This window comes from Virgibacillus salarius (genome assembly GCF_039521925.1).
GTDB lineage: Bacteria > Bacillota > Bacilli > Bacillales > Amphibacillaceae > Virgibacillus > Virgibacillus salarius.
Map to the genome: position 1 here is coordinate 1 of NZ_BAAACY010000098.1, position 19,157 is coordinate 19,157.

The window sequence follows — 19,157 nt, forward strand, 5'->3', positions numbered from 1 at the left end:
AACCATATTTGGGCAGCAAAGTGTTTCAAATTAATAAGCAGAAATTGTGTCATTTTACTTGACGGTCACACAGGGGTATTAAGATACTTTAGAAGATAATATTTATTAAGATACCTAAATTATTTAAAGCTCTTTTTTGCTGAAGGAGCTTTTTACTTTTCAAATACAATTAACTCAACCGTATATTCATAGCAACAATATACATATTTGTAATTTCATTCTAAAAAAATACAAAGAGGAATGTAGTAGATTACATCCCCTTTGCAAGTAACACAAGTGTGTTCTATTATTTATTTTTTATTATGAGTACTAATAGTACAGCTACTAAGTAAAATAAACTTAAGTGAACACTGATTACGTAAATAATATATTTTATATAATAATTTGTAGTCAGGGGAAAACTATCTTTTCCATACTCCATAATGTTTTCGACAACACTAGGTACAAATATTGATATTACTGCAATAAGTAATATCAAATATAAATATGCTTTGTTCTTTCTGATAACAAGTCATCCCCTCTCATAGTAGAAAGTTAATTTAAATATACACGAATTTTTTAATATAGGAAACACCGACAGGTTTATATGCAGTAACGGTACCAGCAAATACAAAAGGAGCAAATAAGTCATTTCCTGTTGGTATATATAGATTTGATGTCAGGAGGGGTGGAATCCATAAATTGATCTTGAAATCGTCCAAATTGATATAAAAGATTTTTAGGACAGTTTTTTCCACTCCAATGATTATGTGGAACCACATTTTCTATAGGGATAACAAATTCATTCATAAGAGATCTAATTAATGTAGCAGGGCTCATATCCATAACCACCACTTCTACTCTTTGCCCATGTTCTTTCAAATAAGTCTCTACCGTTTCCTTTTTCCTATCCGGCAATATCTCCAGGGGTTTCCGATCCACCGGATCGGCAATAATAGTTTGGTATTTTTCTCCGTCTGAATCTCCCTTATATTCATCAATGGCGATTACAGAAGGCAACTCTTTTGTTTCCTTCAAAAAACTAGATCCCACTTCATCAAACCTACGCATTACAGTAGTTGAGGAAATGTTAAATCGAGAGGCAACAGATTTAAAGTTTTTTCCATGAATTAGCTCCAATGCAATAGCTTGCTTTAGTTCTTTAGACTGCCGTTGATAGCGTTCTACTAATGAGTTATTCTCATAAAAACGTTTTTCACAATTCGGTTGTTCACATTTATAGCGACGCGTACGGTAAAAAATAAGTGTTTCTCTTACAAACAGTTTTGAATGCTGGATCTTTTGCGTACGGTAATCATGCACCTTTTTTGTAAGCACATTACATACTGGACAACGATGGGGCTTAGCATCCAGTTCCACATGGAGCTGAAAAACTCCACCATTTTCAACTGTTTTTTTAATACGAAAGGCTTCTAAACCTGGTAAAGACATGTTAAAATTCACTTACACGCAACTCCTTTTGTTTTTGTTTTGTGGGTAAAACAAGTCTAACAAAATTCGGAGTTTGCGTGTTTTTATTTAGCTGAATTTTCTCAGTACCCCAACATATATTTTAGAGCCCAAAAAAATAAGCCACCTAATCGTTAGTTGAGCGATTCAACCAACGGATTAGAAGGCTTATCTGACGGAGTTTCACCTCCGCTATTAGACGTCCCAGGAGGACATATATAATAGAAGAAACTCATTGTTATATAAGGGTTTCTTCTTTTTAATGTGTAAAATATGTGTAAATAAATTAAAGTGTAAAAGAAAAGTTTTTACACCCTTCTTTCACTTTTTACCATTTACGGCTTCATCAATTAAACCACTAAGACCTTTACCTTTCTTAGTATCTGAGTTATCTGTGTCTTGATTTGAATAGCTGCTTGGATATTGTATATCGTCGAAAGTCTCTGTTTTATCCTCTAGAGAATTATCTTGTGTACGATGTACATTATGATTTTCCTCACTACCAACTATATGTTGCTTAATACTTAATATCTCTTTATACGATTCTGTCGCTATTTTTCTCTTATCATCAAGAATTCTAATTACCTCGCCAAAACCAAACATTATCACTCCAGCAACCAATCCAGCTAATACATAAATTAATAAATTTACCCAAGAAGCTTCTGTGACTGATTCTGTACCATATATACCGTTTTCCTGGTATATAACCACTTCATAATTAGCAACTCCTAAAACGATACCACCAACAATGCATAGACCACCAATAACATATAAAGATTCAGCTATTTTATTCAAAACCCGATCCTCCCCCTATTCCCCTTTTTTTCTACATATTACCATAAAATAAGTACATATTAACTACCTAGTTGCAAAATGATTCCCCATATCTTATTATAAGAACAAACGTTCTTTATTTAGGGGGATTGATTGAACATGATAGACATAACCGCTGAATGTAAACAAGAAATAGATCTTATTAAACGGAAATTACCCGATGAAACTAAAGTAAAAATCTACATAATGGACTATACGAAATTCATCTATTGCTATAGTGAAAATCATAAAACTTTAACCATCTTGTCTAGAAGTGGAAAAGTTGAAACAGGTGGCTGGATACATGGCGTAACTAAAATAATGAACATGAAATTAATTGATGTTCTCATGAAGTCTTATTCTAATGGAACAATAGTAATTACTGAGAAACCTGATAATTACCCTAAAGTTGCTAATTGCACTTATTAATTCATTTTACTTTTAAGGATTGATTAGATGAATACTGAATTAAAACAGCTAATACAAGATTTTATTACCCTTCCTATGGCCATCAAAGTTTATGAACAAGACAAGAAACTTGTTGAGGATTTTTATATGGCAAATATCTACATCAGTATGATTGATGCGAATATAGAACAATTAAAGAAAGAGTTTATAGAAACTAAAAAGAAAATGTACACGAAGTATCATATAGATGTTAAAAGAGTTGGTAATACAAGTTATAAGTGGCTCAGTCGTGGTCAATCTGGAATTATTGAATATACACCAGATGAATTACGGGAAATGACTAAAAATATTATGGGTAGGTATATTTACAGTACAGAATTTAAGGTAAAAGATGGATTTATAGATCAGTTGAGAAGATTGGAGAAGGAAAGCCCTCGCTAAGCCTTATTATTGCGTACTAATCTCATTATGTATATAATGTAAACACTTACCCATAGTGTCACACCGACACAACTTAAAAAGCTCCTCTTATGAGGGGCTTTTAATCAATTCACACATAAATAGTACTTTCTAATGACAAGTATTTACCAGTAACTTTTATGTACTTATTTTTTTTACTTTCATAGTAGCTAAACCTAATGTTTATTCAAGAAGAGGGCCATTTAGTGTAGGAGGGTAATATGGTTTCTCGAGAAAAATATCCTTAAATATAAATAAAAATGAAAGCGTGTTGAAATTGAAAAAAGCAATTATCATTGGAGCTAGTTCTGGTATTGGAAAAGAGTTAGCCAAGATCCTTTCACTTGAGGGGTATATCGTAGGTCTAGTAGCGAGAAGAACAGCTAATTTAATTGAACTTCAAGAACAGCTCCCAAATAAAGCATTTATTAAAACTGTCGATATTTCTTGTCCAAATAAAGCAAAGGATCTTATAGAGAAACTAATTAGAGAGATGGGTGGAATAGATTTATTTATCATCAGTTCTGGGGTGGGGCATCTTAACACCGATTTAAATTTGAGTTTCGAACAAGAAGTTATTGATGTGAATGTTTCAGGTTTTGTAGCTATGTCTAATATTGCTTATAAATATTTTTTATCAAAAGGTTCTGGACATTTATTGGGTATTTCTTCTATTGGCGCATTAATATCAAATCCTATTGCTCCAGCTTATAATGCCTCGAAAGTTTTCGCATCGAATTATTTAATTAGTCTCCGTCATAAACTTAGGACACAAAAAACTAACGTATTAGTAACTGATGTTAAATGTGGGTTTGTTGATACAAATATGGCTAAAGGTGATAAAAATAAAATGTTTTGGATGGCGTCCTCCAGAGAAGGCTGCATTTCAAATATATGACGGTCTAAAAAAGGAAAAAAAGTTAATATATGTTTCTAAACGTTGGCGTATTATTGCATGGATATTAAAAGTAGTTTCACTATTTAGGTAGTCACTGTTCATTAATTGAGCAGAATGGGGAGGCTATTTTTCTATGGAAAAAATTAAAAGTAAGTAAACATAGTTATTTCTTTAAAGGTCCAGATTGTGGAATAAAATGAAACCTTTTATAAGAGCAGTCGTACTTTAAATTAAATACAGGAGGGGTAATTTGAAACTTATATTTTATTTTTTCATCCTAGCTTTGATTGTATTTTTAAATATTGGTCTTTATTTACCATTTTTAAAAGGCGATGAAGAAGATATTTGTAGTAATATAAACCGCTTGAAGAAATATAAGTGGTTTCAAGACCTTTTAAATAATAAAAATTATAAAGAACTAATTGTTTATGATAAAGATGTGCGTAAAGTCATTGGAAAGTTCAATGGTAATAAAATTTATAGCAAACTTTTTCAGAATATATACCGAAAAAAGCTGCAAAACACTTTATACCAAAAATCAAACCGTTTGGCTTAATACCCTTAAGGTATCATGTTACGTAAAGCCTCTCATTCTTATGAGGGGCCTTTTTTACATAGCTCTCTTCCGTACTGGTCCAGCTGAAGGGATATTATCTAACTTAAATGTTCTCACCTTTTTTACGGTAGAAACAATAAGCCATAATACTCTTATCATTTACTTCAAGCACACGTATATAACGCTCTCTAACATTGTTATTGCTATCTGTATAAAAGATAATGATTTTTAACTTATTTTCTGCAGAACGATTAAGTAACCCTTTCACGATAAGACCATTTTTAGGATATTAGTTCTTATCATAACACAAAAACGAACATGTATACTTGTTTAGTTGGAGACTTATGCGATGTTTTTGGTTATATTTCAGGATAATGCAGGAATTTGAAAATTATTTTCGAATAATATTTAATAGAATTTTATAAAGGGGATTACGATATGAAACTAATTCTAACAAAAGAGATTAAAAATAAATTAAGAAAAAAAGAAGCTAGATTTAAATCAGTAGCAAATAGAATTTTGTGTAAACTTAATTTTAAATATCTTATCTCAATGACCATAATCACCACAGTTCCTGCCTCAATTCTTTTAACTCTTTTTGAGAGCTATATTACTAAGATAACAGAACCATTGGCAACATTTATAAGTTTTTTTCTCACAGTAGCATACTTTTTGTTTTGGGGCGTAATATACAAAAAGAAATACAGGCTATATCAAAATCCACCTGCTTCCTTGACTGTCATTATCAGCTCCTATCATCTTATAATAATTACTAGCGTATTAGTAATTATTGCTATAGTACCTTACACTAACCTACCAATTGAAACAATCATTGGAATATGGCTCAGTTTTTATGGGATATTATACTCTAATCATCAAAACAATAAAAAAAGGTTAGACGAATACCATGAAAAAAATATAATTTGTAAAAAAATGCAACAAGAAGTAATTGAGTATTTTTATGATAAAATTAATACTAAACTTTAAAATGTTTATATTAACGGAATTTGCCGGAATGTAAAAATAAACCTTCTCTATAGAAGGTTTATTTATTAGGGATAAGATCATTTAAAACTATATGTATATTAGAGTAGGGATTTACATATCTATCATTTTGATTAGACATTAAGGCTTCGCTATGCTGCTTTGCAGTTTCCCACCTCTCAGCTATTTTTCCTATAATATCGATCTGACTTTTACTTTCACCATATTTAACTTTTAGATAATCTGACATTTTTTTATGAAGTTTAGTTTTGGTTAGATCGTACTCGCCATTTAAAAATTCAAAATGTAACAATAACCATGTCTCAAAACATAAATTTGTAAATCCTACACCTATATTTCTTTCTTCAGCTTTTTTAAAAGTCAATTCAAGTTGATCCCTTGGCAAGTTATCTTTATCAAAAATTATCCACACGCTATCAAAATTCTTTTTTGAATTACTCACTTTTCCGCTTGCAGTATTCAATAAACTAATTCCACTTTTTCCTGTACCATCAACTTTTATTGTTACATTAGGCAAATTCAGAAGCTGCTTTAACCTTTCAAAATATATAACTTCAGTCTCTTTACCTTCACAAACAAGAAGAATACTTTTATGCTTTGTTAGACCTTTTTTCTTTCTCCTTTTAATAGGCATAACTCATATACCTGCTTTACAATTATTGAAAGGCTGAATATCAAGTAAGCCTTCACTAATAACAGGATAAGCACCGAATTTACCTTTTAAATACTCTTTAGCATAAGAGATATCACTTCTCGATCTATTCTTGTCATCATTAAAATCATATAAAGAATATATTTCAGTGGAATTAAGTTTATTTTTTTCTGCAAACCATATTTGATCAACTCTTAATATGTTATTATCAAGTAAGTTAATATCGTGTGTATTTAATATAAACTGAGCATTCTTATTATAATCTTTTGAATTGAATAACTGCAACAAAAACTTAGAAATTGCTATATGAAAAGCACTATCAAATTCATCAATTAATAGGGTCTTCCCTCTTTCAAATGCATCTAAAAGAGCAATGGCTATTACAATCATTTTTTTAGTCCCACGTGATTCGTAAGAATCGGCATGAAGTAGAGTAACATCATCTTCACCATTATGAGAATTAACCTTATTATATACTGTATATGCATCATTAAATTCTATAAATTTTTCATCATCATCGTCATCATCTTCAAGTATCTTTTTTATTATATCAGGTATTTCTTCTTTTTTTCTATTAACTATAATATCAACAATATTATAGTCAGCAACTTTTAATATATTTAATACGTTATGTTTAAATTTTTCATCTTCTAATTTTTCTAGTAAACTGTTAAAATATCTCAAATCATAATTCGTATCTATTATTTTCAAATCGAATTTAAACCAATCCAAAATTAATATCGCTGTATCATCATTAAACTCAGATAAAATTGTTAAGTATGAAATATTTTTACGAGTTTTATCAGTTAAGTCAGATACTTTAGGGGTTTTATATAAATATCCCTGTTTATCATGACTATATTCTCTTTCATAGTATAAAATATCACGTTTTGTTTTTAACTCAACCAGAGATTCGTGATGTATACGATCTCCATCGTAGGTAATAGTGAATTTAAAGTACCTAAAATCTAAATATAAAACAATCTCAAACTCGGTATATCCCAATTCATTTTCTTCATCCATTTTAAATGGCACATAAGGTAACTTGGAATGATTTCTTTTATAATTCATCCCCCAATTCAGTAATAAAGCTCTTAAAGTCCTAATTCCTTCAAAAACGTTTGTTTTCCCACCACCATTGGCTCCAAAAATCAAGGCGTTTTTTAATAGCCTAATATCAGGTGATTTAATAGTATTAGATTCTTTAAATTTTTTTAAGTATGGAGCAGTTTGCATTGAAAAAGTTTGTTTAGTCTTAAAAGACCTAAAATTTTTCACAGAAAAATCTACTAAAATAAATTCCACCCACTTTCTAAACAATAATCCGTAAAGAAATAATGATATTATATATAATATACATTAAATAAATAGTTTTTGCACATATTTTTAGTAATTAAAATCGCCAGTTAATAATATCAAGACAAACTTTATCAAATTCTTCCTCATTTTTGACTATGATAGATTTACATAAATGAGGATAGATTACTTCTAATTCATTTTCTTTAGGAATAATTTTAAATCCATGACATTTTGCCAATTCATATACTAAAAATAGAAATTTAGAATGTTGAAACCTATTATTCACCTTCAATATAGCCCCTCCTTATATTCAATTACTAATTTAAATCATTCGCTTAGAAAATACCGTCGAAAAAACTATTTAATATAATTTTTTTATTTCTATATTTCAACAAATTAAACATATTGTTTTTATTTTTTTGAAATCATTCATATTTAGACAAATTAATTAAGAAAATTAAATGGCATATAGTTCTTCCTTAGCCATCTTTGCCCTTACTCCACTCACACATACTTGCTACTAGTCGTCACATTGAAATAAAAAACAGCCCCACCAAAAGGCAGGGCATGACGTTTACTTAATAATAGCACTAGTACCAGACCCAACATAAATATTACGCTTACCTCTGCCAGTCTTAATAGTAACTACATCTGGATATGGTTTATCTAATATTTTATATGTTAATCCACCATACCTAGCAGGAGTAAGGCTCCAATCACTATTTTTCTTTACAGGTTTAACATTAAGCTTGTACGTTCTCCACGTTTTTGCAGATGCAGGCAAATGAACGGTACCTTTTGCTTGGCTAGGTTTAGACGGTTTACCCTCACGCATTTTATGAAGCAATTCAAGGTTTTGATCTTCTGTACCTTTATAACCTTTAATACCATATTCAGCAGCATATTTTTTTCTTGCGCTAAAGCTGGCATCTTTACCAATGCTATTAAGGTAATCAACAATAGAGCCATTAGTTACTGTTTCGGAGCCCACTTGTTGGTTAGGTGCTTCGACGGTTTTACCCTCAATGCCATCTATAAATGTACTCCACATATTCAGCAACAAGCGAGGGCAGTTTTTGCCAGACCAATGCTTATGAGGTACAACACGTTCAATAGGTATGTTGTGTTCTTTCATTAATTTTTTAATAAGCCATTGGGCATTTTTAACCGCTTTGTTAAAGTCTCCATCGCTGTTTTCACATATTTCAATTCCAATTGATTGTCGATTTCCTGTTCCGTTACCATCGCCAGCATGCCAGCCATTTTCATTCGTTGGAATGTGTTGGTATATTTCTTTGTCATCGACAGTGTAGTGCCAAACAACCACTCGGCCACCTGCACCATTATGCAAATACCGACTGTGCATTTCTGCATCTGCACCCTTCTTTTCGTTAGCAGTACCGTGGACTGTTAAATATCTTGGTTTCATAGAATGACCAGGGCGTTGATTCGTTTGAGATTTAGGTATAAAATCTTTTATTATTTTTGGCATTATTTCATCCCCTTATCACGTAAGAATTTATCATTATGTTTTCCTTTTTTAGTAACTGGATTGTCTTTAAACCATGCCCATACAGCTACGCCAATCGTTGCTACTGTTGATACACCTTCAAATATTTGATCTTCGCTAAATGGCAAAGGACTCCACCCCATAGTTATCAAGGTTTGATTTGCCAATAAAATTACCAATACCACCAGTCTTACAATTGCTTGTTTCATGTTAATTCCTCCTCTTAAATTAAAAATAGTCCTATTACTAGGACTAACTTTCCATTGTGTCTATTCGCTTGTGTGCTTGTTTGGTTGATTCTTCAACTCTGGTTACACGTTCATTTAAATGAGCGATGTTTTTCTCATTTGCTTTTAAATCAATTCGTATGTCATCTACCCCCTTTCTAATATAGCCTAACTCTGCCCTTACTTCTGCGCTTTGTTCGGCATCGTTTTTTGTATTACTCTTAGCTGTGTTACTTCTTTTAAATTGGTAAGTTTGATAACCAATTAACGCTGCAAAGGCTGCAATAATTACTGATACAATTGATATTAATACTCCTAATTCGACCATTCTTGACCCCCTAACATCCCGATGTTTTTTCTGCATAGAAAAAGCACCCTGCTAAGGATGCTTTCACTCATTTCTTTTGCTAAACAATAGCTGACCTTCTTTAGACCAATATTGAGCAACTTCTTTTATAGGATCTTCTGGAGATGCCCCAGAACCTTCCACAACAATTACTTTAATTACTTCTTGGACTTCAGCCTTTCGTAATGTGCTTGTTGGCATACAATCAGCTCCTTTATTGCATTTCTTCCAAATAAGATCTCGTAGAGATATCCATTGATATAAAATACACCGTAACTTCAATCAGCTTTTTTAGATCATTAACGTCTTTGTTTTCCCACTTTCGTATATAGTGTGCTTCATCATTTCCTAGCCATGAAGCTCTTCTAGATATCTCTTTAATTTTTTCATTGTCTACCATCTCTATGCATTTCCCTAAAAACTTGTTTAATATCTCCTCCTCTTGGTGAGGATTGAGAAATATTAGGTAATCTTTCACTAAAAATTCTAAAGCCTTTCGATAGCCGATTCCAGCGATTAATTCCAATTTACTTTGCTCAGCAAAATAAGATTGGTTATATATAGATATAAAATTTGGTGATACTTTTACAATTTCTTTATTAAAATCTTCTTCTACAGGGTTAAGCGGTGCAGAATCAATCAATCTATATTCTGACCTAGGATCTTCACGAGTATAATACCCTATCATTATACTACTACAATCAGTATTAGCACATTGGAATGCGGCCTCTACTTTATTCGGAATAATTGTATTATTATCCAAATTCGTCCCAATAAAAATAGGTTCTACATTCTTATGACAAATTCCACAAAAACTTGGGTAACGGTCTACCTTTTGATTGGATTTACTGTGCATTGGACCGTAAGAGATAGTTCTGGACATAATTCTTCACCTCACCGTTTCTTATTACCCCCTATTCTATCAAACTCTTTCTATAAAAATAACGCCTATTAAGCGTTTATTAAATCCTCTCTGCCTTTTTCAATAAGTACCTCTTTTACTTTTGGCTTTAATAGATCTGGTACCTCACTATACGTTTTATATTCTGGTCCTTTAATGATATATTCCACATACAATGTAATTAACTTTTCACTCAAGATGACTGCCCTCCCAAAAGAATTTCTGCTAAATCCATCACAGCTAAATCAGTTGTTTCTCTTAACATTTCATCTTGTGTTTTTGGTCTGTTTTCATACTCCCACTGCTCTGTATCAACATTCCATTTCGCTACCTTACCTGGTACAAAACTCGGTATTTCTAATACATTGTTTTCTTTTATTTCTTCTGGATAAATCAATTCCGTATCAAGAAAATAGCCTCGTTCGTCTATTATAGCGATAGTTATTTTTTTTCTTGCATGTTCGGCAAATAGCGGAAAGGATACATCGTTATTGGTGAGTACTCCATCTATCAATAAAAAGCTATCAATTTCATTAAATATTAATTGTTCTTCCTCTTTTTCTGCCTCTATACAGTAAGGCAAAAGATCGTTATGCTTGTACTCGATTAAAGCTGAATTAATGGTTGTGATTTTCCCATCATTGTCTACATTAAATTGTAAAAACATCATATTTCACCTCTAATCATGCATATATAAAGTTCTTGTGCGTAGATAAGGAATTCCTGTCGCATCACCACTCGTCTTTTCAAATTGGAATCTCAAATAAATGTGCGTGTGTCCAGTTATCTCGCCTGTAAGGAGGAAATCCCTATCCTTATTATTGTGACTCATTGACATTTTTGTTGATGCTATCACTTCCGAGTTCGTCTCCAAAATCACATGCATGAAACCATATACTATATTACCATCCACAACACCTAATCCAGCAGCACCATCAACCGTTAGATACTTTTTAGAAGGGCGAAACACGTAATAATCAAAATTAAATTTATCTCCTGGGTTTGAATTATACCCAATATTAAAGGCTATCCAAACACCATCTTGATATAGTTCGCTTGACATAAATTGTGGAGATGCGCCAAAGACACCTAGATCGATATCTAAGTGTTTTCCTGAAATGGTATCTTTAATGCTTCCACCAGGTAATCCCACTTTCCCTGCTTCAACGTCTGCTTTCGCACCTTCTTTAGCTTCGGTGTCTTTAGTGTCAATAATCTGTTTCCTATAGGTATACTCGTCTAAATCATTAGCGTCTATTTTGTTTTGAATTTCCTTTTTTAATTCGTTCCATATGTCATGGACTTCTTCCTCGGTATATTCAATAAAGTCGCCAAGAGTTACCTTTTTGTTAGACTTATCTACAATAGAACGGTCCATTGTGTGTACTCTTGCCTCCAAATAAAGAGGTGGATTAAACTTCGTATCTTTTATCTTGATGGTATCGCCAAAACGTAATTTTTTATTTTCTAGTCCTGGTACATTCTCTAAATCTGCAATCTCTGCTTCATACTCCACTGTCGCATTAACACGCTTTTCCAGCTCGTTTTCCGTTAACGTTATAAGTCTTTCTTCTGTCATATCCTGATCAGTAGACTGCGGTTCGTACTCAGCTATTAAGTGTCTCAATATGCCAGTACGTGGATCTCTTATACCCCATCGATCTAACGCTTCTATATTTTCCACAAATACCTTAAGTTGCGTTCCATCTTCACGTTCAGGTCCATAACCACGTAACGCAGTAACGATGTTGTCTGTCTTTTCTCTACGTTTGATATTAACTAAATCGGAACCAAACACAACTTCTCTTCCTTGCCATTCTCCGATCCTTTCAACCATATCTACGTATCTACTAGTTATTCTGTCATATTCTATTTCAACTCGGAAACGTAATTCAAGATTAAACTCTGTCGAAAGACGCTTTAGAAAAGCAAAAGGATTGGTACGATTTTCAATATCTAATGTGCGTATACCAACATATTTTATGTCTCCTGGTTCCCAGATGGTATTCTGTAGTGTATCTTTTGCATGTTGGATGTTCGTCTTACTTCCTGTTGACCCTTCATCAATCACCCTAGCTTTACCTAAATCTTCTAAATAACTTGCCTTAGCATAAACTTCTACTTGTCTATCCATCGTTTTAAATACTTCAAAGATGATAAACTCTCTATAATTTCCATCTTCGTCAGGTATGATAATTCGATTTCTTTTAGACAAATGCTCTGAAAACCTTCTATCGGCAAATGTAGTAAATTCATAGGTTTCTAACTTGTCTTTTAACGATTGATGGTGGTTGTCAGATATGATATTTTCTTTCGTAATATAATCAACTAAATTCATATTTTGCCCATCGACAATGTGTATCAAGGTATCACCTCCAAAATTAAAGGAAAAATATACCTCCCTGTCGAATACTGTTGATTGAAGGGAGGTGTACATATGTGGAATGACAACTATAACGATGTAGTTAAACAGGCATTTTCTACACATGGCGTAAATAACCCTGAATTAGAAAATGCTATCTCCGACATTTTGAATCATGCTCTTGATTCAAGAAATCTCTCTCATAAAATTTGGAAAGAAGTGATTGAACATTATGAGAGAGATAAAAGTATAAAGGAGCGTTTTAGGGGATAAATACTTTCCCATAAGTAGATCCCTCAAGAATTTGACATTTAAAAACAAGCAATTCAACACGTTCATCTGTACTTTGGGCGTTTTGAATTGCTTCATTCAGTATCATAAGTGTAGTTGCATTTGACATATTCTCAGTAAAGTTTTTAATTTCTTCAACTGTTTTCATATACTCTCACCTCCTATAAAAAGCGTGGTCTATATTTAATTTTTGTATTAAAGCTATTAGGGGTTACTGTTAATTGATTACTACCTTTAGCTAATGTAAAGAAAGTACCACCGAATCCTTTAATATCCATTCTTGGTTCACCGTTTATTAAAATAACTTCATTCACAAAATCAAATACAATTTTATCGCCGAATTCAGCTATATATGGTATCTGATTAGCTCCTAAGTCATTGACTCTATTTGCTTGTATTCGATTAGCGTACATACGAGTAGCAGCATACTCTTTAAATGTAGCCATATACACAGATGCTTGTCTAATTGGCGCTTGATATTCACTTAATCGGTCTTCGAAAGTCCGAGTGACTTTGTTATAGGCTGTACCATCTTCACGTAGTTGATAGGCAGTTGCGGTAAACAATGCACCTTGTCTTCTTAATCGCAACCACATACGTGTATTATTAAATCCTTCAAAATCAAACATTAGTTTCTGGCCACCTAAGTAAAATTGAATTTTATTGTAGTAGCCAGATGCAATAGTTTTATCAACAGCTCCTAACGATGCTACTATATTGTTGTTTTCATCTTCCAAAAACAATACGTTTTTGCCTAACTGCCCAGCAAAGTTTAATTGCGTAATATAATGGTCAATTTGAAAGTCTTGTAGGGATTCACTAAATGATGTCTTCTTACTTGGACCATGCCATCCATTAGGATTAGATCCGTAATCTGTAACCATCCATTGCCCATTACCAAGTTGAAACTTACCGGCTACAATTCCGCCTAACGGATCATTAAAGGTATGTCCTGTAGCAACGTCACTAAATCCTACAAAATCGTCCAGACGCTTGTTAAGTATGCTGGTAAGTTCATCTACTGGCTCGTTCTCATCTACGTCAACTGGTGTACCAACTGAGTTATATTCCTCCTTACCGTTTGAAATCATTGCAAAAGTGACAGGTTCTGTTGCTTCTAACTCAATAATTGGCTTCGCCTCGGCAGTTCCATTGTTAGTTACGTTTAATATGTTGTTTGTGAATTCGTGTGATTGTTCCTCGCCGTATTTATAAGGGTCTGGGCAAATAAATTCTATGGTTCCATGACCGTAACGTACCATTTCATCAAGGTCTAACTCGTCATTCACTACAGCGTAATAGGTTCTATCTTCTTCATCATCGAATATCAGAGGCTCTTCTTTGTCGGTTATTAACCAATCTGCCAGATCTTCTTTAAGCTTTTGTAAATCAGGGAAGTTTTTCTTTTTTAAAAGTACAGGTACAGATATAACCCTAGGCTTTACTTTAGAATTAGATAGATACCCCCCAGCTAAACCAGGTATCTCTAAAATACTCCTTTCTATAGGAGCCCATGGGGGACGTTTTCTGCCTCTAAGCACCTTTACATAGTCTTTGGTTATCCCCCTAAAACTCATACTTGGCAACTATATTACCTCCCCTCAAAATCACGATTTATTCGTTGTTGTCGTTCATTCATCTCATTTATTGGATCGCGAACAGCTCTAGCAATCTCTCGATCATTTATATTTAAAATAACCGGCTGTTGGCTAGTTACTGCTAGTTGTCTAGATTGCACTTGTAACAATTGTCTAAGATACTCCGATAGTACCTTTACTTCATCTTTTAAATTGTCAATTTCTTTAAAACCAGTGTTAACTACTTCATGCCTAACCACTAATTCATCCCTGCGTGCACGAATTTCTCCTGCTGCGGCATCAATCAGCAGTGCAGTATCATCTAAATTACTTTTATCCATGCTCTTTTTGAATGCGGTTAGTGATTCTTTCCCCACCGCTTTTGCGCTCTTAACAGCTTTTTTCTTATTTCTATCCATGGATAAAGCAAAACCATCAATGAAGTTAATACCTTCTTTAGCTGTTTCCTTAGAAGGTGAACGTGAATTAATTGACCTTTTCAATGCTCCAAGTGCAGATTTACCTAAAGACCAAGCCGCAGACCAAACAGAGTCACCGCCGTTATTAATAGAACCTCTAAATCCACTAACAAAATCGCTACCCGCACCACTTGTGCTTACACTTTTCAGACCCGAAAGACCTCTAACGGCAACCTTATTACCGGCATTAAAGGTATTATTTGTCCAATTAAGCAATCCTTGTCTAAAAAGCGATCCAGCTCTACTGCCCCCACCACCATCATCTGTTTTACCTAGTACAGAGGAAACAATAGAACTCAAAGAAAAACCAGCAGATCGGTTCCCTTTCTTCGTACTTTCTAATCCTTCTTTATGGGAAGTTCCTTTGTTTTTACCAGCTTGTTTTGATTCTGGATTACCTTGCTTTATTTGATTTATCAAGGAAGTTGTAATATCTTTAGCAGTTATTTCATTTAAGCTTTTTGTGCTTCCTAATCCTTCATTATGGAACAAGCCTTTATTTTTACCTGCGTTCTTGGCTTTGTCGTTGTCCTTATTTAACTCTGTGAGAACGTCGTTTACTGTTTCTCTAGCTTGTTTTGCTGCTTCTTCTTTTGTTTTTCCACTTGACTCAAGAAATGCCTGTAAATCTTTTGCATACTCTTCTTGTGCTTTTTCGGAAAAATCACCAGTTGTTTTTAGTACTTCTGCTGTATGGTCTTTCCATCGTTCAAGGTAATCATTTTGATTCTCATCCATCTCATGCATATAGCCTGTTGCTGTAGCGATGTATTCTTTTTTACGTTTAAACTCTTTACCAGTTGCTATATCAATTAATTTTCCGCGTTCATCTAAATGTTTTGCTATTGCTTGTTTGGAGTTTTCGTATTCTTTTGCTGCTATAGCCATCATTTCATTTGTTCTTGATTCAACACCAAGCATTAGATGATCATAATCTTCTTGAGTGATTTTCCCCTGCGTTAAGGCTTGTTCGAAAATCTTTTGTTTTTCTGAATACCATTTATTAGCCGATTTTACAGATTTCTTGTATGATTCATTTGTTTTTTGGATGTACTTCTGAGCATCATCATCAAGTATTTTCCCTTGCTTTTCCGATATATTTTTTTGTATTGCTAACAACTCATCTTGGCTTTTAGCAAATTCAGCTGCGCCGCCTTCTAATACATCAATTGCAGCTAAATACTTATCTGCAAACTCCGCAGGCATTTTGGATATATCTTTATTATATTTGTCATGCGCTTCTTTAACGGTATCTAATGCATTTTTATATTCAGCAATATCTTTATCAAATTTTTTAAGAACTTCATTTGTTAATTCTTTTGCAGAATCCTTACCAGCATCACCAGCGATAGCGTACACTTCATTAATTGCATTTGATAACTTACTTTTTTGTGTCTCTAATTCAGTGATTACTTGATCAGCCATTTCAGAAAAAGCCTTAACTACTTCTGCAGATGTTTTTTCCGCTTCTTCTCCCGACATGTTTCGTAACTCAAGCATTTTTATTTTTGCGCCTTCGTAAAGATCTGTATAACCTTTAACACCTTTTAATGTGCCTTCGCTTAAGTTATCACCATACCTCAAAGCTTCCGTTTGTGCTTTCTCCTGCTCTTCTTTAAGATTTTTTGTATGTTCTTTAGCTGCAAACAAGGCAACTCCTAATCCACCTAAAAGAGCAGTACCAGCAGTTATCGCAAGTCCAACAGGTCCAGCAAAGGATAGAAAGGCTCCAACTGCTGCAGTAAGTCCAGCTACAACAGTAGTTACACCTAAAACTGCTACAGATAATGCAGCTGTGGCAGCTATCGTCTTTTGAGTGCTTTCATCCATATCAGTAAAACCACGTATTAAGTCTGTACCTTTTTCCACAATATCAGTAAATGCTGGCATTAAATGACGAGTTAAACTAATTTGTAGGCCTTCAACAGCGGATTGAAATTCAATAACTTTCCCTCTAGCATTATCTTGCATTGTTTTAGCCATTTCAGCCGCGGCACCGTCAGCATTTTTCAGCTCTTTTGTTGTTGTTTCCAAGCTTTCTGAACCTGCATCTAATAAAATAGACCAGTTTTTATAAGCTTGTGCACCAAATAAAGTGGTTAAAGTGGCGGATTTTTGCTCTTTTGTCATACCCTTTGTACCTTTTTCAATCTCTTTCATAACATCAGGTAAAGGTTTCATACTACCTTCTGCATCAAAAAATTCCATGTTTAGCTTTTTCATTTCTTTTTTCATGGCAGAAGTAGGTTTGGCTAATCTTGCAAGTGAAGTAGAAAACGCTTGTCCAGCCTTTCCACCCTTTAATCCAGCATCGGCTAATTTCATCGCTGCAGCTGCGGATTCTTCCAAATTCCACCCTAAACTGTTCGCTACAGGAGCCACATATTCCATATATTCGCCCATTTGCTCCACATTTGTATTGGCATTAGCCTGTGCATGAGCAAATACATCCGCAGCATGTCCTGCGTTTTTAGCTTCTAATCCAAATGCCTGCATCGTGTCACTGGTTATGTCTGCAGCACGCGCAAGATCGAGATTACCAGATGCAGCAAGGTCCAACATACCTGGCATACCTGCCATAATTTCTTGTGTATTCCATCCAGCTAAAGCTAGTTTTTGCATCCCTTCAGTAGCTTGAGTAGCGCTATATCTAGTAGATTTCCCAAGGTCTCTTGCTTGCTTATCTAGTAGCTTCATATCTTCAGCTGTAGCACCACTTACTGCCTGTACACCAGATAAACCTTGTTCAAATTCTGCGGTTGCATCATAAGCACCTTTGAGCGACCTAGTTAAACCAAAAAAAGCAGATCCCGAAACTATCCCAATAGACATTCCCATACCACGCATTTTATTTCCAGCACGGTTCATTCGATCTCCAAATTGCTTCATGCTCATTCCGGATCGTTTTGTTGCTGCTTCCATTTGCTTTATTTTGGCAGTGGTTTGATTAATCTGGTTTTTGGTTTTATTCATTGCTGCATTCGCATTATTTAAACGAACGGCTAAATTTTGCGTTTCTTTGGCATCTTTACTTTTATTTTTAGCTGAGTCATTGTAAGCCTTCCGTAACTCATTAACTCGTTGTTTCTGCAGAGAAAGGTTTTTATTTAAATATTGAAGTTTTGCTTCAGACTGCTTTAATTGATTTCCCCAATTATCAACACTCGTTTTACTTGCTTCAAATTCCGATTTAGCGACTTTCATCTGCCTAGATATCGATGACATTTCACTATTAAATTGCTTGGAATTAGAATATAATCTTACTTTTATGTCTTTAGCCATTATTCACCCACCTTTCCAGACCACTTAGTTAACCAAGTACTTGATCGATGTATACAACTTCATCTTTTTCTTTATCTTTTTTGCGTTGAGCGAGAAGTTTTAAGTGATAGACAATGTCCATTTCGTCTATTTGATTTTGAGTGAAACCCACATCAATTAACGCGTTGTACATATCCTGTACAGCTTCACTCAGTCGGACTTTCCCTTATCCTCTTCTTTTACTTCGCCACCAAGTAATTCACTTGCAGCTGCAACATTTCCCATTACATAATTAACAACTGCATAAATGGTTTTAATAATTACTCGAGCATCGAGACCTTCCTCGAATTCCTCAATGGTGAATTTATGATCAAAAACTTCACATGCAAAAGCGATTAATGCATCTAAATCCTGATTTGTAATATCGCCTTGTTCTATCATTTCTGCACACTCAGCTGCTTTTCGGAATAAAACGCCTGGAATAGAATTAGGTGTGACAAACTTTTTCTGTTTTCCATCCAGCTTTAATGTAATTGATAAATTATCCATATTTTAGTCCTCCAATTTGTTTAAAATAAAAAGGAGAGGGATTAACCCTCTCGTATATTTTGAACCCCCAAATAAAAACAACTAATCCCACGCTATATTCACAGAAGTAGACGTA

The 19,157-nt window shown here is 33.8% G+C and carries 25 protein-coding genes; 6 read left to right on the forward strand and 19 right to left on the reverse strand.

Features of this window, described 5'->3' with window-relative positions; translation table 11 throughout:
* Nucleotides 1–627 precede the first annotated feature (627 nt).
* Nucleotides 628–1,443, reverse strand: a complete 816-nt coding sequence (locus ABDZ84_RS12420) for a helix-turn-helix domain-containing protein (protein ID WP_166530864.1) — start codon at nucleotides 1,441–1,443, stop codon at nucleotides 628–630.
* Between the two features lie 327 nt (nucleotides 1,444–1,770).
* Nucleotides 1,771–2,244: a hypothetical protein gene (locus ABDZ84_RS12425; RefSeq protein WP_343781703.1), complete on the reverse strand. Its 474-nt coding sequence runs from the start codon at nucleotides 2,242–2,244 to the stop codon at nucleotides 1,771–1,773.
* A 138-nt stretch (nucleotides 2,245–2,382) separates the two neighbouring features.
* On the opposite strand from ABDZ84_RS12425, the gene ABDZ84_RS12430 reads away from it, so the two are divergent.
* From ABDZ84_RS12430 to ABDZ84_RS12445, 4 genes are all read left to right on the forward strand, one after another.
* Complete coding sequence (locus ABDZ84_RS12430; RefSeq protein ID WP_281949253.1) at nucleotides 2,383–2,691, forward strand: hypothetical protein; 309 nt, start codon at nucleotides 2,383–2,385, stop codon at nucleotides 2,689–2,691.
* A 27-nt stretch (nucleotides 2,692–2,718) separates the two neighbouring features.
* Complete coding sequence (locus tag ABDZ84_RS12435) at nucleotides 2,719–3,111, forward strand: YhjD family protein (protein WP_343781706.1); 393 nt, start codon at nucleotides 2,719–2,721, stop codon at nucleotides 3,109–3,111.
* Between the two features lie 295 nt (nucleotides 3,112–3,406).
* A complete protein-coding gene (locus ABDZ84_RS12440; RefSeq protein ID WP_343781708.1) occupies nucleotides 3,407–4,027 on the forward strand; it encodes an SDR family NAD(P)-dependent oxidoreductase in 621 nt (206 codons plus the stop codon).
* Nucleotides 4,028–4,277: 250 nt separating this feature from the next.
* Nucleotides 4,278–4,583 carry a hypothetical protein gene (locus tag ABDZ84_RS12445; protein WP_343781710.1) on the forward strand — a complete coding sequence of 102 codons (306 nt, stop codon included), beginning with the start codon at nucleotides 4,278–4,280 and terminating at the stop codon, nucleotides 4,581–4,583.
* Between the two features lie 103 nt (nucleotides 4,584–4,686).
* Here ABDZ84_RS12445 and ABDZ84_RS12450 read toward each other — a convergent pair whose 3' ends face one another.
* Nucleotides 4,687–4,851 (reverse strand): hypothetical protein, encoded by a 165-nt coding sequence (locus ABDZ84_RS12450; RefSeq protein ID WP_343781712.1) that lies wholly within the window; start codon nucleotides 4,849–4,851, stop codon nucleotides 4,687–4,689.
* 170 nt (nucleotides 4,852–5,021) lie between these two features.
* Here ABDZ84_RS12450 and ABDZ84_RS12455 point away from each other — a divergent pair, with 170 nt between their 5' ends.
* Nucleotides 5,022–5,570, forward strand: coding sequence for a hypothetical protein (locus tag ABDZ84_RS12455; RefSeq protein ID WP_228088953.1), 549 nt, complete (start codon nucleotides 5,022–5,024; stop codon nucleotides 5,568–5,570).
* Nucleotides 5,571–5,628: 58 nt separating this feature from the next.
* On the opposite strand, the gene ABDZ84_RS12460 is transcribed toward ABDZ84_RS12455, so the two are convergent.
* The 11 genes from ABDZ84_RS12460 to ABDZ84_RS12510 all read right to left on the reverse strand — a co-directional run bounded on the left by ABDZ84_RS12460 (nucleotide 5,629) and on the right by ABDZ84_RS12510 (nucleotide 12,888).
* Nucleotides 5,629–6,222 carry an RloB family protein gene (locus ABDZ84_RS12460; RefSeq protein ID WP_228088954.1) on the reverse strand — a complete coding sequence of 198 codons (594 nt, stop codon included), beginning with the start codon at nucleotides 6,220–6,222 and terminating at the stop codon, nucleotides 5,629–5,631.
* A 3-nt stretch (nucleotides 6,223–6,225) separates the two neighbouring features.
* Nucleotides 6,226–7,545, reverse strand: coding sequence for an AAA family ATPase (locus tag ABDZ84_RS12465; RefSeq protein WP_228088955.1), 1,320 nt, complete (start codon nucleotides 7,543–7,545; stop codon nucleotides 6,226–6,228).
* Nucleotides 7,546–7,633: 88 nt separating this feature from the next.
* Nucleotides 7,634–7,831 (reverse strand): hypothetical protein, encoded by a 198-nt coding sequence (locus tag ABDZ84_RS12470; protein ID WP_228088956.1) that lies wholly within the window; start codon nucleotides 7,829–7,831, stop codon nucleotides 7,634–7,636.
* A gap of 282 nt (nucleotides 7,832–8,113) precedes the next feature.
* A complete protein-coding gene (locus ABDZ84_RS12475) occupies nucleotides 8,114–9,031 on the reverse strand; it encodes an N-acetylmuramoyl-L-alanine amidase (protein ID WP_343781717.1) in 918 nt (305 codons plus the stop codon).
* Nucleotides 9,031–9,258, reverse strand: a complete 228-nt coding sequence (locus ABDZ84_RS12480; protein ID WP_228088957.1) for a phage holin — start codon at nucleotides 9,256–9,258, stop codon at nucleotides 9,031–9,033. Before ABDZ84_RS12480 ends, ABDZ84_RS12475 begins: the two co-directional genes overlap by 1 nt.
* Before the next feature lie 43 nt (nucleotides 9,259–9,301).
* Entirely contained in the window at nucleotides 9,302–9,604 is a 303-nt protein-coding gene (locus tag ABDZ84_RS12485; RefSeq protein WP_343781721.1) for a hypothetical protein, read from the reverse strand.
* A 63-nt stretch (nucleotides 9,605–9,667) separates the two neighbouring features.
* Complete coding sequence (locus ABDZ84_RS12490; protein WP_343781723.1) at nucleotides 9,668–9,823, reverse strand: hypothetical protein; 156 nt, start codon at nucleotides 9,821–9,823, stop codon at nucleotides 9,668–9,670.
* Nucleotides 9,824–9,836: 13 nt separating this feature from the next.
* Complete coding sequence (locus tag ABDZ84_RS12495) at nucleotides 9,837–10,505, reverse strand: hypothetical protein (RefSeq protein ID WP_343781725.1); 669 nt, start codon at nucleotides 10,503–10,505, stop codon at nucleotides 9,837–9,839.
* A 68-nt stretch (nucleotides 10,506–10,573) separates the two neighbouring features.
* Nucleotides 10,574–10,720 (reverse strand): hypothetical protein, encoded by a 147-nt coding sequence (locus tag ABDZ84_RS12500; protein WP_343781727.1) that lies wholly within the window; start codon nucleotides 10,718–10,720, stop codon nucleotides 10,574–10,576.
* The gene (locus tag ABDZ84_RS12505; protein ID WP_343781729.1) at nucleotides 10,717–11,190 is read right to left on the reverse strand and encodes a hypothetical protein; all 474 of its coding nucleotides are present in this window, start codon (nucleotides 11,188–11,190) and stop codon (nucleotides 10,717–10,719) included. Before ABDZ84_RS12505 ends, ABDZ84_RS12500 begins: the two co-directional genes overlap by 4 nt.
* A 12-nt stretch (nucleotides 11,191–11,202) precedes the next feature.
* Nucleotides 11,203–12,888 (reverse strand): phage tail spike protein, encoded by a 1,686-nt coding sequence (locus tag ABDZ84_RS12510; RefSeq protein ID WP_343781731.1) that lies wholly within the window; start codon nucleotides 12,886–12,888, stop codon nucleotides 11,203–11,205.
* A 72-nt stretch (nucleotides 12,889–12,960) separates the two neighbouring features.
* Here ABDZ84_RS12510 and ABDZ84_RS12515 point away from each other — a divergent pair, with 72 nt between their 5' ends.
* Entirely contained in the window at nucleotides 12,961–13,158 is a 198-nt protein-coding gene (locus ABDZ84_RS12515) for a hypothetical protein (RefSeq protein WP_343781733.1), read from the forward strand.
* On the opposite strand, the gene ABDZ84_RS12520 is transcribed toward ABDZ84_RS12515, so the two are convergent.
* The 5 genes from ABDZ84_RS12520 to gpG are packed head-to-tail and all read right to left on the reverse strand — an operon-like array spanning nucleotide 13,148 to nucleotide 19,042.
* On the reverse strand, nucleotides 13,148–13,324 hold the full coding sequence (locus tag ABDZ84_RS12520; RefSeq protein ID WP_343781735.1) for a hypothetical protein: 177 nt from the start codon (nucleotides 13,322–13,324) through the stop codon (nucleotides 13,148–13,150). The two genes, ABDZ84_RS12515 and ABDZ84_RS12520, sit on opposite strands and share 11 nt — an antisense overlap.
* Nucleotides 13,325–13,337: 13 nt before the next feature.
* Complete coding sequence (locus tag ABDZ84_RS12525; RefSeq protein ID WP_343781805.1) at nucleotides 13,338–14,753, reverse strand: distal tail protein Dit; 1,416 nt, start codon at nucleotides 14,751–14,753, stop codon at nucleotides 13,338–13,340.
* Nucleotides 14,754–14,767: 14 nt separating this feature from the next.
* Nucleotides 14,768–18,514 (reverse strand): phage tail tape measure protein, encoded by a 3,747-nt coding sequence (locus ABDZ84_RS12530; protein ID WP_343781737.1) that lies wholly within the window; start codon nucleotides 18,512–18,514, stop codon nucleotides 14,768–14,770.
* A gap of 28 nt (nucleotides 18,515–18,542) precedes the next feature.
* Nucleotides 18,543–18,686, reverse strand: a complete 144-nt coding sequence (locus ABDZ84_RS12535; RefSeq protein WP_200862550.1) for a hypothetical protein — start codon at nucleotides 18,684–18,686, stop codon at nucleotides 18,543–18,545.
* 17 nt (nucleotides 18,687–18,703) lie between these two features.
* Nucleotides 18,704–19,042 carry a phage tail assembly chaperone G gene (gene gpG, locus ABDZ84_RS12540; protein WP_026681333.1) on the reverse strand — a complete coding sequence of 113 codons (339 nt, stop codon included), beginning with the start codon at nucleotides 19,040–19,042 and terminating at the stop codon, nucleotides 18,704–18,706.
* Nucleotides 19,043–19,157: the final 115 nt, after the last annotated feature.

Coding starts and splice junctions, on each gene's coding strand:
- ABDZ84_RS12430 (WP_281949253.1), top strand. CDS start 2,383: ATGATAGACATAACCGCTGAATGTAAACAAGAAATAGATCTTATTAAA.
- ABDZ84_RS12435 (WP_343781706.1), top strand. CDS start 2,719: ATGAATACTGAATTAAAACAGCTAATACAAGATTTTATTACCCTTCCT.
- ABDZ84_RS12455 (WP_228088953.1), top strand. CDS start 5,022: ATGAAACTAATTCTAACAAAAGAGATTAAAAATAAATTAAGAAAAAAA.
- ABDZ84_RS12460 (WP_228088954.1), bottom strand. CDS start 6,222: ATGCCTATTAAAAGGAGAAAGAAAAAAGGTCTAACAAAGCATAAAAGT.
- ABDZ84_RS12475 (WP_343781717.1), bottom strand. CDS start 9,031: ATGCCAAAAATAATAAAAGATTTTATACCTAAATCTCAAACGAATCAA.
- ABDZ84_RS12480 (WP_228088957.1), bottom strand. CDS start 9,258: ATGAAACAAGCAATTGTAAGACTGGTGGTATTGGTAATTTTATTGGCA.
- ABDZ84_RS12485 (WP_343781721.1), bottom strand. CDS start 9,604: ATGGTCGAATTAGGAGTATTAATATCAATTGTATCAGTAATTATTGCA.
- ABDZ84_RS12490 (WP_343781723.1), bottom strand. CDS start 9,823: ATGCCAACAAGCACATTACGAAAGGCTGAAGTCCAAGAAGTAATTAAA.
- ABDZ84_RS12495 (WP_343781725.1), bottom strand. CDS start 10,505: ATGTCCAGAACTATCTCTTACGGTCCAATGCACAGTAAATCCAATCAA.
- ABDZ84_RS12505 (WP_343781729.1), bottom strand. CDS start 11,190: ATGTTTTTACAATTTAATGTAGACAATGATGGGAAAATCACAACCATT.
- ABDZ84_RS12515 (WP_343781733.1), top strand. CDS start 12,961: ATGTGGAATGACAACTATAACGATGTAGTTAAACAGGCATTTTCTACA.
- ABDZ84_RS12520 (WP_343781735.1), bottom strand. CDS start 13,324: ATGAAAACAGTTGAAGAAATTAAAAACTTTACTGAGAATATGTCAAAT.
- ABDZ84_RS12525 (WP_343781805.1), bottom strand. CDS start 14,753: ATGAGTTTTAGGGGGATAACCAAAGACTATGTAAAGGTGCTTAGAGGC.
- ABDZ84_RS12530 (WP_343781737.1), bottom strand. CDS start 18,514: ATGGCTAAAGACATAAAAGTAAGATTATATTCTAATTCCAAGCAATTT.
- ABDZ84_RS12535 (WP_200862550.1), bottom strand. CDS start 18,686: ATGTACAACGCGTTAATTGATGTGGGTTTCACTCAAAATCAAATAGAC.
- gpG (WP_026681333.1), bottom strand. CDS start 19,042: ATGGATAATTTATCAATTACATTAAAGCTGGATGGAAAACAGAAAAAG.